We start from the raw sequence: 14,847 nt of genomic DNA on the forward strand, positions 1-14,847 counted from the left end.
TATGTGGATGAGTTTTTTTGTAAGTTAAAGGGAGTGGCTGCATTCCTTTTGTTTGAAAATAGTTGTTCTCTTAGAAAAAGAGAATAACTATTTTCATGTCTTTATGTATGCTATTATGGATGTAAAAATATAAACGGATAAGCTATAATAAAAAGGAAAATAAAAAATGGAGGGTACTATGAACTATCAAGCTTTATATCGGGTTTGGCGTCCTCAACAGTTTATAGATGTAGTAGGGCAGGAACACGTAACAAAGACATTACAAAATGCCCTTCTTCAGCAAAAAATCTCTCATGCTTACTTGTTTTCTGGGCCGAGAGGGACAGGGAAAACAAGTGCGGCAAAAATATTAGCGAAAGCTGTTAACTGTGAGAGAGCACCCATTAGTGAACCTTGTAATGAATGTGATGCATGTAGAGGAATTACAGATGGTACTATCCCTGATGTAATTGAAATAGATGCTGCTTCCAATAATGGAGTAGAAGAAATAAGGGATATAAGAGATAAGGTGAAATTTGCTCCTAGCTCTGTACCTTACAAAGTATATATTATTGATGAAGTTCATATGCTGTCAATTGGAGCGTTTAATGCGCTTTTAAAAACATTGGAGGAACCCCCTAAACATGTAATCTTTATTTTAGCCACTACTGAGCCTCACAAAATTCCTTTAACCATTATTTCAAGATGTCAGCGGTTTGATTTTAGACGAATTACATCGCAAGCGATTGTCAATCGAATGAGATTGATTATGGATGAATCAGCGATCTCTTGTGAGGAAAAAGCATTACAAATGATTGCAAGAGCAGCAGATGGTGGAATGCGTGATGCTTTAAGTTTACTAGATCAAGCGATTTCTTATAGTAATGAAGTAGTTACGGTTGAAGATGCTTTGACAGTCACGGGTGCTGTTTCACAAAACTTTTTAAATACATTGTCGAGAGCTATTTTAGATGGAGATACGGTAAGAGGGCTCCAATCCTTAGATGAATTACTGCTTGCCGGGAAGGACTCTAATCGATTTATCGAAGATTTCATCTTTTTCTATCGCGATATGCTGCTTTATAAAACGGCCCCTAATTTAGAGGAATCCTTAGAAAGAGTTTTATTGGATGATGATTTTAAAGATCTTGCAGAAACACATTCACATGAACAAATTTATGAGCTCATAAATTTGCTGAATAAAACACAGCAAGATATGCGCTGGACAAACCATCCGAGAATATTTTTAGAAGTAGCCATTGTGAAATTATGTCAGTTGGAAGCACCAAACATATCTGGACAATCCAATGTAAACATCCCAGAAATCCAATCTTTGCTGAGTAAGATAACTTCTTTAGAAGAAGAGTTGGCGAATATTAAGCAAAAGGGTGTTACAGTAGTCACTGAAGCACAGCCTACACAGAAAAAAACAAGAACAAATAGAAAAGGATTTCAAGCACCTTTAGGGAAAATAACAGAAACACTAAAAAATGCAACAAAGCAAGAATTGCAAAGTATAAAGAGTAATTGGGGAGCTATGCTGAATACTCTTGTGCAAAACCAAATGAGATCGCAAGCTGCATTGCTGAATGAAGCAGAACCAGTTGCTGCATCAACGGATTCCATCATTATTAAATTTAAATATGAAATCCACTGTCAAATGGCATTAGATAATGTTAAATTTATAGAGACAATCACTAATTCTTTGTATCAACTCCTTGGAAAAAGGTATAATTTATTAGGAGTCCCTGAAGATCAATGGCTCAACATTAGAGAAGAATTTCTCAATAGCTCCCAGCACTTAGATTCTTCTGAAGAAGGAGACGGTGAAGAGCGACAAGATAACTCCGTTGTATCAGAAGCAATAAAATTATTTGGTGAAGAATTATTAGAAGTGAAGGATTAATTTTGAACCTATTGGTTATATATGTAAGTAATCTATTATGTAAAAACCAATGGAAACTATAAATTGGAGGTAGTATATATGCGTGGAATGGGAAATATGCAAAATATGATGAAACAAATGCAAAAGATGCAAAAGAAAATGGCAGAGGCGCAAGAACAGCTTGGTGAAGAAAAGATTGAAGGAACAGCAGGCGGCGGAATGGTAACTGTTGTTGTATCTGGTCATAAAGAAATTATTGATGTGATTATTAAGGAAGAGGTTGTGGATCCAGAAGATGTAGAAATGTTGCAAGATTTAGTTTTAGCAGCAACAAATGATGCTTTGAAAAAAGCGGATGAATTAACAAATTCTACAATGGGTCAGTTTACAAAAGGATTAAACCTTCCTGGAATGTTTTAAGGGGGGAGATTATGCATTATCCTGAACCTATATCAAAGCTAATTGACAGCTTTATGAAATTGCCAGGCATTGGGCCTAAAACGGCCTCTAGACTGGCTTTTTTTGTATTAAATATGAAGGAAGATACCGTGCTGGATTTTGCGAAAGCACTAGTTAATGCGAAAAGGAACTTAACTTATTGTTCTGTTTGTGGACATATTACAGATCAAGATCCATGCTACATCTGTGAAGACAGTAGAAGAGATCGAAGTATTATATGTGTAGTACAAGATCCAAAGGATGTCATTGCAATGGAAAAAATGAAAGAATATAACGGGCTTTATCATGTTCTCCACGGGGCTATTTCTCCGATGGATGGGATTGGACCAGAAGATATTAATGTACCTTCGTTGATAAAGAGATTACAGGATGATGAGGCCCAAGAAGTTATTATGGCAACAAATCCGAATATAGAAGGAGAAGCGACGGCTATGTATATTTCTCGTCTGCTCAAACCATCAGGTATTAAAATCACTAGAATTGCTCATGGTTTACCGGTAGGTGGAGATTTAGAATATGCAGATGAGGTTACACTATCTAAAGCATTAGAAGGTCGAAGAGAAGTGTAGGGTACAGGAGGGCTAGCGATGTTCTTTCGAAGAAAGGGAAAGTTAAGGAAGGAATTTGATGAGAAGCTATTAGTTCAATTTAGCCATTTGAAAAAAGAATGGTTAAATGATAAAAGTTTGTTAGATAAGAGTTTTGATCCTTCCGATGAAGTAATTAGTGAGGCTAAATTATCAGAGGCAAAATATTTCTTTTTATTTAAAGAAGCAAAACAAAGAAAAATAAATTTATTGAAATAATAAGCAGACCGAGTGAAGAATGAACTGCTCCTCCATTAGATAACAGATTTTATCTGTCTACTTAATGAGGAGCATATCAGAATCGTGTACTCGGTTTTTTTGTTTTCGCATCATCTTTTCAACTTTGTTAAAGTAAATAAGCGCATGGCTGAAAAGTGCTAATTAAAATGAAAAGTTGTCCATCCTAGGTCTTATTTATCGAAATGATACATATTTATAAATACAAGCATAATAAGGGAGGATGGACAGTGAGCCCGGTTGTTATTATATCTATTGTCATTGGTTTGGTTATTTTGTTGTTAGTAGTTGGTACACCAATAAAACCACTTAGAATGATTGGACAAGGTATTATAAAAATTATGATAGGTGCGTTATTTTTATTTTTCTTAAATACGGTCGGTAATCAATATGGTATACATGTGCCAATTAATTTTGCAACCTCCACCGTATCAGGAATATTAGGGATTCCGGGAGTAGCAGCATTAGTAGCAATTCAATTATATATTATTTAAATGAAGCGTATAATTATACTCAATTGAGATTATCTAGATTCAGAACAAAGGAGAGAAAGCTTTGTGAGGATTTATAGTTAATCTCTTTTTATTTGTGAGCTGATTTTATTAATTAAAAACAGGGTTTGGGAATAAAGATAAAATACTATTAAAAAGTATTGACTTCATATATAAAGGGTGATAATATATAAAAAGTCGCCAGATTGGTTAGCTTAATCACTGGAAATGCTTTTAAAAAAGTATTTGACATATAATATGTTTTTGTGATATTATATAAAAGTTGCTTCTGATAGCAACAAACAAATTGCTCTTTGAAAACTGAACAAACAAACGTCAACAATAATCGTTTTATAACGAATGTTGTAAAACAAAAAAGTAACAAAAAGCTAGAGTTTAGCAATGAGCTAATCAACTCTTTATTGGAGAGTTTGATCCTGGCTCAGGACGAACGCTGGCGGCGTGCCTAATACATGCAAGTCGAGCGGACTTTAAAAGCTTGCTTTTAAAGTTAGCGGCGGACGGGTGAGTAACACGTGGGCAACCTGCCTGTAAGACTGGGATAACTTCGGGAAACCGGAGCTAATACCGGATAATCCTTTTCCTCTCATGAGGAAAAGCTGAAAGACGGTTTACGCTGTCACTTACAGATGGGCCCGCGGCGCATTAGCTAGTTGGTGAGGTAACGGCTCACCAAGGCGACGATGCGTAGCCGACCTGAGAGGGTGATCGGCCACACTGGGACTGAGACACGGCCCAGACTCCTACGGGAGGCAGCAGTAGGGAATCTTCCGCAATGGACGAAAGTCTGACGGAGCAACGCCGCGTGAGTGATGAAGGTTTTCGGATCGTAAAACTCTGTTGTTAGGGAAGAACAAGTACAAGAGTAACTGCTTGTACCTTGACGGTACCTAACCAGAAAGCCACGGCTAACTACGTGCCAGCAGCCGCGGTAATACGTAGGTGGCAAGCGTTGTCCGGAATTATTGGGCGTAAAGCGCGCGCAGGCGGTCCTTTAAGTCTGATGTGAAAGCCCACGGCTCAACCGTGGAGGGTCATTGGAAACTGGGGGACTTGAGTGCAGAAGAGAAGAGTGGAATTCCACGTGTAGCGGTGAAATGCGTAGAGATGTGGAGGAACACCAGTGGCGAAGGCGACTCTTTGGTCTGTAACTGACGCTGAGGCGCGAAAGCGTGGGGAGCAAACAGGATTAGATACCCTGGTAGTCCACGCCGTAAACGATGAGTGCTAAGTGTTAGAGGGTTTCCGCCCTTTAGTGCTGCAGCAAACGCATTAAGCACTCCGCCTGGGGAGTACGGCCGCAAGGCTGAAACTCAAAGGAATTGACGGGGGCCCGCACAAGCGGTGGAGCATGTGGTTTAATTCGAAGCAACGCGAAGAACCTTACCAGGTCTTGACATCCTCTGACACTCCTAGAGATAGGACGTTCCCCTTCGGGGGACAGAGTGACAGGTGGTGCATGGTTGTCGTCAGCTCGTGTCGTGAGATGTTGGGTTAAGTCCCGCAACGAGCGCAACCCTTGATCTTAGTTGCCAGCATTCAGTTGGGCACTCTAAGGTGACTGCCGGTGACAAACCGGAGGAAGGTGGGGATGACGTCAAATCATCATGCCCCTTATGACCTGGGCTACACACGTGCTACAATGGATGGTACAAAGGGCAGCAAAACCGCGAGGTCGAGCAAATCCCATAAAACCATTCTCAGTTCGGATTGTAGGCTGCAACTCGCCTACATGAAGCTGGAATCGCTAGTAATCGCGGATCAGCATGCCGCGGTGAATACGTTCCCGGGCCTTGTACACACCGCCCGTCACACCACGAGAGTTTGTAACACCCGAAGTCGGTGGGGTAACCTTTTGGAGCCAGCCGCCTAAGGTGGGATAGATGATTGGGGTGAAGTCGTAACAAGGTAGCCGTATCGGAAGGTGCGGCTGGATCACCTCCTTTCTAAGGAAAATGGAATTTACATTCCATCAAAGATTGTTGACGATTTGATTGTTCAGTTTTGAGGGAGCAATTCCTTAAAAAATAGATAAAGAATGAACCTTTTTACTTTATCGAGCATAAAATGGGCCTATAGCTCAGCTGGTTAGAGCGCACGCCTGATAAGCGTGAGGTCGATGGTTCGAGTCCATTTAGGCCCACCATTTTTTTGAAAAAACATATACCATTTTTGGGGCTTTAGCTCAGCTGGGAGAGCGCCTGCCTTGCACGCAGGAGGTCAGCGGTTCGATCCCGCTAAGCTCCACCAAAATTGTTCTTTGAAAACTAAATCATTTAATAGAAGTAACCAAGATAAACCGAGTAATCGCCATCTTAGATTCTCTATTTTAGAGAATTACTTCTTTGAAAGTAGTCGTATTAAACGAATACTCCTTCAAAGATTGGAGAGCAAAGAGAAGCAAGTAGGTCAAGGAAGCGACCGAACGAGCACCGGAGCGTACGAAAGTACGTGAGGAGCAGAGTGAAGAAGCTGACGAAGAGATACGCCGCTTATCTTTGGTCGAAACTAAGTTAAGTTAGAAAGGGCGCACGGTGGATGCCTTGGCACTAGGAGCCGATGAAGGACGGGATTAACACCGATATGCTTTGGGGAGCTGTAAGTAAGCTTTGATCCAGAGATTTCCGAATGGGGAAACCCTCTATCCGTAATGGGATAGAATCTTTACCTGAATACATAGGGTACTGAAGGCAGACCCGGGGAACTGAAACATCTAAGTACCCGGAGGAAGAGAAAGCAAACGCGATTCCCTGAGTAGCGGCGAGCGAAACGGGATTAGCCCAAACCAAGAGGCTTGCCTCTTGGGGTTGTAGGACACTCTATATGGAGTTACAAAGGAACGGGGTAGACGAATCGATCTGGAAAGGTCAGTCGTAGAAGGTAAAAACCCTGTAGTCGAAACTTCGTTCCCTCTTGAGTGTATCCTGAGTACGGCGGGACACGAGAAATCCCGTCGGAAGCAGGGAGGACCATCTCCCAAGGCTAAATACTCCCTAGTGACCGATAGTGAACCAGTACCGTGAGGGAAAGGTGAAAAGCACCCCGGAAGGGGAGTGAAATAGATCCTGAAACCGTGTGCCTACAAGTAGTTAGAGCCCTTTTATGGGTGATAGCGTGCCTTTTGTAGAATGAACCGGCGAGTTACGATTACATGCGAGGTTAAGTTGAAGAGACGGAGCCGCAGCGAAAGCGAGTCTGAATAGGGCGAAATAGTATGTGGTTGTAGACCCGAAACCAGGTGATCTACCCATGTCCAGGGTGAAGTCCAGGTAACACTGGATGGAGGCCCGAACCCACGCACGTTGAAAAGTGCGGGGATGAGGTGTGGGTAGCGGAGAAATTCCAATCGAACTTGGAGATAGCTGGTTCTCTCCGAAATAGCTTTAGGGCTAGCCTCAAGATTTAGAGTATTGGAGGTAGAGCACTGTTTGGACTAGGGGCCCCCATCGGGTTACCGAATTCAGACAAACTCCGAATGCCAAATACTTATTCTTGGGAGTCAGACTACGAGTGATAAGATCCGTGGTCAAGAGGGAAACAGCCCAGACCACCAGCTAAGGTCCCAAAGTATACGTTAAGTGGAAAAGGATGTGGAGTTGCTTAGACAACCAGGATGTTGGCTTAGAAGCAGCCACCATTTAAAGAGTGCGTAATAGCTCACTGGTCGAGTGACTCTGCGCCGAAAATGTACCGGGGCTAAACGTATCACCGAAGCTGTGGATTGACATCTATGATGTCAGTGGTAGGAGAGCGTTCTAAGGGCGTTGAAGCTAGACCGTAAGGACTGGTGGAGCGCTTAGAAGTGAGAATGCCGGTATGAGTAGCGAAAGATGAGTGAGAATCTCATCCACCGAATGCCTAAGGTTTCCTGAGGAAGGCTCGTCCGCTCAGGGTTAGTCGGGACCTAAGCCGAGGCTGAAAAGCGTAGGCGATGGACAACAGGTTGATATTCCTGTACCACCTTTAAATCGTTTGAGCAATGGGGGGACGCAGGAGGATAGGGTAAGCGTGCTGTTGGATTAGCACGTCCAAGCAGTTAGGCTGGTAATGAGGCAAATCCCATTACCACATAAGCGGAGCTGTGACGGCGAGGGAAATATAGTACCGAAGTTCCTGATTCCACACTGCCAAGAAAAGCCTCTAGCGAGATTTAGGGTGCCCGTACCGCAAACCGACACAGGTAGGCGAGGAGAGAATCCTAAGGTGAGCGAGAGAACTCTCGTTAAGGAACTCGGCAAAATGACCCCGTAACTTCGGGAGAAGGGGTGCTCTTGCGGGTGCAAGCCTGCGAGAGCCGCAGTGAATAGGCCCAGGCGACTGTTTAGCAAAAACACAGGTCTCTGCGAAGCCGCAAGGCGAAGTATAGGGGCTGACACCTGCCCGGTGCTGGAAGGTTAAGAGGAGGGGTTAGCACGTTAGTGCGAAGCTCTGAATTGAAGCCCCAGTAAACGGCGGCCGTAACTATAACGGTCCTAAGGTAGCGAAATTCCTTGTCGGGTAAGTTCCGACCCGCACGAAAGGTGTAACGATCTGGGCACTGTCTCAACGAGAGACTCGGTGAAATTATAGTACCTGTGAAGATGCAGGTTACCCGCGACAGGACGGAAAGACCCCGTGGAGCTTTACTGCAGCCTGATATTGAATTTTGGTACAGCTTGTACAGGATAGGTAGGAGCCTTGGAAGCCGGAGCGCCAGCTTCGGTGGAGGCATTGGTGGGATACTACCCTGGCTGTATTGACATTCTAACCCGCACCCCTGATCGGGGTGGGAGACAGTGTCAGGTGGGCAGTTTGACTGGGGCGGTCGCCTCCTAAAAAGTAACGGAGGCGCCCAAAGGTTCCCTCAGAATGGTTGGAAATCATTCGTAGAGTGTAAAGGCACAAGGGAGCTTGACTGCGAGACCTACAAGTCGAGCAGGGACGAAAGTCGGGCTTAGTGATCCGGTGGTTCCGCATGGAAGGGCCATCGCTCAACGGATAAAAGCTACCCCGGGGATAACAGGCTTATCTCCCCCAAGAGTCCACATCGACGGGGAGGTTTGGCACCTCGATGTCGGCTCATCGCATCCTGGGGCTGTAGTCGGTCCCAAGGGTTGGGCTGTTCGCCCATTAAAGCGGTACGCGAGCTGGGTTCAGAACGTCGTGAGACAGTTCGGTCCCTATCCGTCGTGGGCGTAGGAAATTTGAGAGGAGCTGTCCTTAGTACGAGAGGACCGGGATGGACGCACCGCTGGTGTACCAGTTGTCTTGCCAAAGGCATCGCTGGGTAGCTATGTGCGGAAGGGATAAGTGCTGAAAGCATCTAAGCATGAAGCCCCCCTCAAGATGAGATTTCCCATAGCGCAAGCTAGTAAGATCCCTGAAAGATGATCAGGTTGATAGGTCAGAGGTGGAAGCGTGGCGACATGTGGAGCTGACTGATACTAATAGATCGAGGACTTAACTAAAATGAAAAGCGGAAACGCCTGTTTATCGGAAGTTTGATAGGCGTTGGAGCTGGACAAAATGATTACTTGGCAACTTGGAATACTTCTAAATGATTTAGTTTTGAGAGAATAATTCTCGAAATAAATAAGTCTGGTGGCGATAGCGAGAAGGTCACACCCGTTCCCATACCGAACACGGAAGTTAAGCTTCTCAGCGCCGATGGTAGTTGGGGGTTCTCCCCCTGTGAGAGTAGGACGTCGCCAGGCAATAAGGAAACAAGCATCTATTCGTTAGATGCTTGTTTTTTATTTATATCTAAGCTTGTCGTCTTTCCTGAAGAGTTCGTGCTTTTCCCATTTGATGAACAAAAAATCGGTATTTGGGATCATTTGTCTTCGTATTAACAATCTCTCTTTCGCAATCCATACATATAAAGGATTCGAATAGATGAATGCCTTCTAATTTATATTCTTCGCATATGAGACAGGCTTCTGCTCTACTTGATTGATACTTCCCCATTTCTCCACCTCCATAGACATTATTCTAACCATTTTAGTAATCACGCATACCTTTATTCTTGAAAACTACTAAACTAAAATATTACTAATAAGAAAGACTAAAGGGGTATTGATAAATAGCCCAGTATGAATGAATAAGGGATTTATATTATCTAAAATACTTTAAATAAGAAAATAGAAAGAAGCGTAAATTACTTCCTATAAAGAAAAAATGATAAAATAAATAGAGTGAAAAAAGAAAAGAGGAATACAATTGCAAGAAAACACACCGTTATATTCTAAACTTTTGCAATTTCAGTCGAAAAATAATATTTCTTTTCATGTACCTGGTCATAAGAATGGAGAATTAATTTCTCCGGAAGATGAGTGGAAAGGACCTTTATGGAATTTTGATGTGACAGAGCTTAATGGCTTAGATGATTTACATGCACCAACTGGTGTTATTGCAGATGCAGAAAAACTACTAACAGATTTTTATGGAGTTAAGAAAAGTTATTTTCTTGTAAATGGGAGTACTGTTGGTAATTTAGCAATGATATTAGCCACCTTAACAGCGGGTGACAAAGTATTTGTACAAAGGAATAGCCATAAATCAATTATGAATGGAATAAAGTTAGCAAAGGCACAGCCCATTTTACTTAGCCCGGATTATGAGGAAGATTGGAAAGTCGATACAGTCCTTTCGAAAAAAACAATTGAGCAGGCAATTGCACGATTTCCAGAAGTCAAAACGCTTATTTTAACTTCTCCTAATTATTATGGAATGGTTGGAAATTTACAAGAGATTATTGACTTAGCCCATGCTAATGGAATTTGTGTATTAGTAGATGAAGCGCATGGGGCTCATTTTAAAGGAAATTCAAATTTTCCACCTTCAGCAGTTGAGTCAGGTGCAGATATAGTTGTTCAATCAGCACATAAGACGCTTCCAGCATTAACAATGGGTGCTTATTTACATTATAATACGGCATTCGTTCAACAAGAGGATGTTAAACATTACTTAGACATTTTACAGTCCAGCAGTCCCTCTTACCTTATTATGGCCTCCCTAGATAAGGCTAGGCATTATATAGCAAACTATAGCATGGAGGATTGGGAATACCTACATACAATGGTAACTTTTTTTCGGGAACAACTTCATACAATTCCTCAGCTAAACGTACTAAACTATCCTTATGATGGAGATCCTTTAAAAATTACTATTCAATCAACAGAAAATAGAAGCGGATTTGAATTACAAAAAGAATTAGAAAAAGAGGGTATATATACGGAGTTAGCTGATTCAAATAATATATTATTTGTCTTTCCATTGTTAAAGAAAGGAATCTCTTATCCTTTAGAGAAGATTATTTTTAAAATAAAAAGGGCGCTTCTTAAAAATATACATACTCATTCTGCTCAGAGTGAGACAGTTGAATCTATAAAAAAGCGTGAGGATATAGTAGAATTAAAACTTAGTGAAAAAGAACAAGCCACACGAAGTAAGGTGGAAGTTTCATTAAGTGAAGCTTTACATGCAGTTTGTGCAGAAACAATTATTCCATATCCACCAGGAATTCCTATTTTAATGCCTGGAGAGGAAATAACGAACTATCATATTAAACAAATAACGAACTTATTAAAGGATGGAGCAAGATTTCAAGGAAGCCCATCTATATATAAAAATAAAATTACCATTTTTGAGAAATGACAACTTAGGAGGACAATAAGGTGACAAAAGGTATCTTTATTACATTAGAAGGACCAGAGGGAGCGGGAAAGACAACCGTTATTGATATGTTGTTAAATTATTATCAAGAAAAAGAACTACAGATTATAAAGACAAGGGAGCCAGGTGGTATTCCTATTTCAGAAAAAATTAGAAATATTATATTAGATCCTAAGCATACTGAAATGGATGCGCGAACAGAAGCATTGCTTTATGCAGCTGCTAGAAGACAGCATTTAGTAGAGAAGGTCATTCCAGCTTTAAACGACGGAGCGATTGTATTATGTGACCGTTTCATTGATAGTTCATTGGCATATCAAGGGCATGCAAGAGGAATTGATATGGATGAAATTTGGGAAATTAATCAATTTGCAATTGGAGATACCATGCCTGAGCTAACCATTTATTTTGATTTAGATCCAAGGGTTGGTTTAGCAAGAATTAATAATACGAGTGATAGAGAAATTAACCGTTTGGATTTAGAAAAGATTGAATTCCATGAAAAAGTACAAGAAGGCTATTATAAGGTAATAGAAAGATTTCCAGAGAGAATCATAAAAGTAGATGCATCGAAACCATTAGAACAGGTTTTGGAGGATACAGTAGATATTATTAATCGTTTTTTAAAGTAGAAGTGCGTTGCTATTTAAATAATAGGGTATTATGCATATAGTGATGACAAAATAAAAAATGGATAGGCTCTCAAAGAATTATTTTTTCTTTCAGCTGTTTGTTTTTATATTTATTGCTATAATAGGAACAAGTTATAAAATCATTCGGAAACTATAATAAGGGGCGGGATAAAAATGAAATTAATTCTAACAGTCATTCAAGATAAAGATAGTAACAAATTACTTAATGCACTAGTTGAAAATAATTTTAGAGCGACAAAGCTTGCAAGTACTGGCGGATTCTTGAAATCTGGAAATACCACTTTTATGATAGGAACGGAAGATATACGTGTGGAAAAGGCATTACAAATCATTAAAGAAAATTGTCAATCAAGAGAACAATTAGTAGCACCTGTATCGCCAATGGGAGGAAATGCAGATTCTTATGTCCCTTATCCAGTAGAAGTAGAAGTTGGCGGAGCAACAGTCTTTGTATTACCTGTAGAGCAATTTAAACAATTTTAAGCTGTACATCGGTAACTTCTGTTACCGATGTACTTTCATAGTTAAATGATAAAAGTTAAAAAGTAGGATACGCATATCCTTTTCTAATAAGTAGCAGACCGCTCTTCAGGAGGAAAAATAGAAGTTAATAAAGAGATTTGAATCAATCTGGAAAATAGATTAGAAACAAAGGTAGTCTTAGGAGCTTCTAAATTTCAGATATGTCCAACAACAAAATGAGAAATTAAAGGTCGATCAGCTTCAAAATTGTTGAAAAACATCGATGATATTAAAGCAATAGGTTAGGGAAACCCAAAATTTCAAAGACTTAACTAAATATAAATCTCTTGTTAAACAGTTTGTAAAAGAAGCTGTTGAATTTGGGATGAAAGGTAAAAAGTACAACGCGAGGGATCAGTTTGGCCTAGGAAAATTCGCGTGTTGTACAGGTAATTGATGATAAGTTAGTATAATCAACAGAAGAAGTAATCGCGAATGAGAAAAATGGCATAAATACCTTAGAAAAAAATGGTAAAATTAAAGGTCTACTAATTAATATATATATGTAAATGGAGTGATTGTCTTGACAAGGACGTGGGAACAGCTTGAAGGGACACAACCCATTGTTTTAAAGATGCTAAAAAACAGCTTGAAAAAAGAGCGATTAGCTCATGCTTATCTTTTTGAAGGAATGAAGGGAACAGGTAAAAGGGAAATAAGTCTAGTTCTCACTAAGAGCATTTTATGTGAAAATACTATAGAAGGATATGTTCCATGTGAAACATGTTCAAATTGCAAGCGGATAAATAATGGTAACCATCCTGATGTGCATTTACTTGAGCCAGATGGATTATCCATAAAGAAGCATCAAATACAAAGCCTACAAGAAGAGTTTTCCAAGACTGGAGTAGAGTCAAAGCAAAAGGTGTATATTCTTGTTCATGCAGATAAAATGACTACAAATGCGGCTAACAGTTTACTGAAGTTTTTAGAGGAACCGAATGCAGAAACAACGGCCATTTTAATAACAGAACAAATTCAGCAAATATTGCCGACTATTTTGTCTCGGTGTCAGGTCCTTTCCTTTACACCATTATCCCCAAATGAAATGGCTAAAGAACTAGTAAGAAATGGAATAAAACCAAATGAAGCCCCTTTACTTGCGCAAATTACCAATAATTTTGAAGAGGCATTGTCACTTAGTACGGATGAATGGTTTGTACAAGCGCAAAAAATAGTGGTAAAATTATATGAGGCTCTTAAAGGAGCTCCTTTAGAAGCATTAGTAGCTCTTCAAAGAGACTGGTTTTCTCAATTTAAAGAAAAGGACCAGTTTGATAGAGGACTTGATTTATTATTGCTGCTTTATAAAGATTTATTATATATACAGCTTGGCAAGCACGATCAGATTGTATACGTTAGCGAAAAGGGACGATTAGATACTTACGCTTTGAGAACTTCTAACAGACGCTTAACGGAACAAATGACAGCTATTTTTGAAGCAAAGCGAAAGCTGCAGGGGAATATGAATCCACAGTTATTGATGGAGCAGCTGGTGCTAGAGCTGCAGGAGGGATCTTCAGTTGTATGATGTTGTAGGAATCCGCTTTAAAAAAGCTGGAAAAATATATTATTTTGATCCAAACGAATTAATCATTCAAAAGGGAGACTTCGTCATCGTCGAAACTGTTCGGGGTGTAGAATTCGGGAGAGTAGTTATTGGACCGAAAAAAGTAGATGAAAATGATGTAGTTTTACCTTTGAAAAAAGTATTAAGAATCGCGGATCATAAAGATCAGATGATTGTAGCCGAAAACAAGGTTGCAGCAAAAGAGGCTTATGATGTTTGTTGTGAGAAAGTGACGCTGCATGAATTAGATATGAAATTAGTGGATGTAGAATATACATTTGACCGTAATAAAATCATTTTTTATTTTACCGCAGATGGTCGAGTAGACTTTAGGGAATTGGTAAAAGATTTAGCTTCCATTTTTCGAACAAGAATTGAACTTCGTCAGATTGGTGTAAGAGATGAAGCGAAAATGCTAGGCGGGATTGGTCCTTGTGGAAGAATGTTATGCTGTTCGACTTTCTTAGGGGATTTCGAACCAGTATCTATTAAGATGGCAAAAGACCAAAACCTTTCCTTAAACCCAACGAAAATTTCCGGATTATGCGGGCGACTAATGTGTTGTTTAAAATATGAGAATGACGATTATGAAGCTGCAAAGGAACTTTTACCAGACTTAGGTGATTGGATTGATACACCGGATGGAAAGGGAAAAGTTGTTGGTTTAAATATTTTAGAACGTGTACTCCAAGTGGAAATTTCTGAACAAGAACGAGTGCTTGAATATACATTAGATGAGATACTGCAAGAGGATGCTGTTTCAGTTCAATCCACAGATTAATGAGGTGGA

Annotated in this window: 11 protein-coding genes, 2 tRNA genes, 3 rRNA genes and 1 pseudogene; 16 read left to right on the forward strand and 1 reads right to left on the reverse strand. The window is 40.3% G+C overall.

The genetic code is table 11. From position 1 onward, the window contains the following. The first annotated feature begins 178 nt into the window (after positions 1 to 178). The 10 genes from dnaX (at position 179) to rrf (ending at position 9,352) form a co-directional block, all read left to right on the forward strand. Positions 179 to 1,885, forward strand: a complete 1,707-nt coding sequence (gene dnaX, locus MHH96_RS05825) for a DNA polymerase III subunit gamma/tau (protein ID WP_047944844.1) — start codon at positions 179 to 181, stop codon at positions 1,883 to 1,885. Positions 1,886 to 1,963: 78 nt separating this feature from the next. Then, on the forward strand, positions 1,964 to 2,284 hold the full coding sequence (locus tag MHH96_RS05830; RefSeq protein ID WP_047944843.1) for a YbaB/EbfC family nucleoid-associated protein: 321 nt from the start codon (positions 1,964 to 1,966) through the stop codon (positions 2,282 to 2,284). 11 nt (positions 2,285 to 2,295) lie between these two features. Beyond that, positions 2,296 to 2,892, forward strand: a complete 597-nt coding sequence (gene recR, locus MHH96_RS05835) for a recombination mediator RecR (protein ID WP_016205308.1) — start codon at positions 2,296 to 2,298, stop codon at positions 2,890 to 2,892. 18 nt (positions 2,893 to 2,910) lie between these two features. After that, positions 2,911 to 3,129 (forward strand): YaaL family protein, encoded by a 219-nt coding sequence (locus tag MHH96_RS05840; RefSeq protein WP_047944839.1) that lies wholly within the window; start codon positions 2,911 to 2,913, stop codon positions 3,127 to 3,129. Positions 3,130 to 3,377: 248 nt separating this feature from the next. Continuing rightward, entirely contained in the window at positions 3,378 to 3,641 is a 264-nt protein-coding gene (locus tag MHH96_RS05845; RefSeq protein ID WP_047944838.1) for a pro-sigmaK processing inhibitor BofA family protein, read from the forward strand. Between the two features lie 416 nt (positions 3,642 to 4,057). Next, positions 4,058 to 5,605 (forward strand): 16S ribosomal RNA (locus MHH96_RS05850). A gap of 123 nt (positions 5,606 to 5,728) precedes the next feature. Beyond that, positions 5,729 to 5,805 (forward strand) — tRNA-Ile (locus tag MHH96_RS05855). 28 nt (positions 5,806 to 5,833) lie between these two features. Continuing rightward, positions 5,834 to 5,909, forward strand: a tRNA-Ala gene (locus MHH96_RS05860). Positions 5,910 to 6,170: 261 nt separating this feature from the next. Beyond that, positions 6,171 to 9,106, forward strand: a 23S ribosomal RNA gene (locus MHH96_RS05865). Positions 9,107 to 9,235: 129 nt separating this feature from the next. Further along, positions 9,236 to 9,352, forward strand: a 5S ribosomal RNA gene (gene rrf / locus MHH96_RS05870). Together the 16S, 23S and 5S rRNA genes with 2 tRNA genes alongside form the textbook arrangement of a ribosomal RNA operon. A 49-nt stretch (positions 9,353 to 9,401) precedes the next feature. Here rrf and MHH96_RS05875 read toward each other — a convergent pair. Next, the gene (locus MHH96_RS05875; RefSeq protein ID WP_047944345.1) at positions 9,402 to 9,605 is read right to left on the reverse strand and encodes a sigma factor G inhibitor Gin; all 204 of its coding nucleotides are present in this window, start codon (positions 9,603 to 9,605) and stop codon (positions 9,402 to 9,404) included. A 252-nt stretch (positions 9,606 to 9,857) separates the two neighbouring features. Between MHH96_RS05875 and MHH96_RS05880 the strand changes: the two genes are divergently transcribed. The 6 genes and pseudogenes from MHH96_RS05880 (at position 9,858) to MHH96_RS05900 (ending at position 14,838) form a co-directional block, all read left to right on the forward strand. Then, positions 9,858 to 11,294, forward strand: coding sequence for an aminotransferase class I/II-fold pyridoxal phosphate-dependent enzyme (locus MHH96_RS05880; protein WP_047944346.1), 1,437 nt, complete (start codon positions 9,858 to 9,860; stop codon positions 11,292 to 11,294). A 20-nt stretch (positions 11,295 to 11,314) separates the two neighbouring features. Beyond that, positions 11,315 to 11,944: a dTMP kinase gene (gene tmk / locus MHH96_RS05885; protein ID WP_095323102.1), complete on the forward strand. Its 630-nt coding sequence runs from the start codon at positions 11,315 to 11,317 to the stop codon at positions 11,942 to 11,944. Between the two features lie 174 nt (positions 11,945 to 12,118). Beyond that, entirely contained in the window at positions 12,119 to 12,448 is a 330-nt protein-coding gene (locus MHH96_RS05890; protein WP_047944348.1) for a cyclic-di-AMP receptor, read from the forward strand. A gap of 340 nt (positions 12,449 to 12,788) precedes the next feature. After that, positions 12,789 to 12,884 (forward strand): annotated as a pseudogene (locus tag MHH96_RS25590) (hypothetical protein); the annotation flags it as partial. A 126-nt stretch (positions 12,885 to 13,010) separates the two neighbouring features. Then, a complete protein-coding gene (gene holB, locus MHH96_RS05895) occupies positions 13,011 to 14,018 on the forward strand; it encodes a DNA polymerase III subunit delta' (RefSeq protein WP_047944349.1) in 1,008 nt (335 codons plus the stop codon). Further along, positions 14,011 to 14,838, forward strand: coding sequence for a PSP1 domain-containing protein (locus MHH96_RS05900; RefSeq protein WP_047944350.1), 828 nt, complete (start codon positions 14,011 to 14,013; stop codon positions 14,836 to 14,838). The genes holB and MHH96_RS05900 overlap by 8 nt, the downstream gene beginning before the upstream one ends. Positions 14,839 to 14,847: the final 9 nt, after the last annotated feature.

The sequence above is a fragment of the Niallia sp. FSL K6-0212 genome (genome assembly GCF_038007605.1).
Lineage (GTDB): Bacteria > Bacillota > Bacilli > Bacillales > Cytobacillaceae > Niallia > Niallia circulans.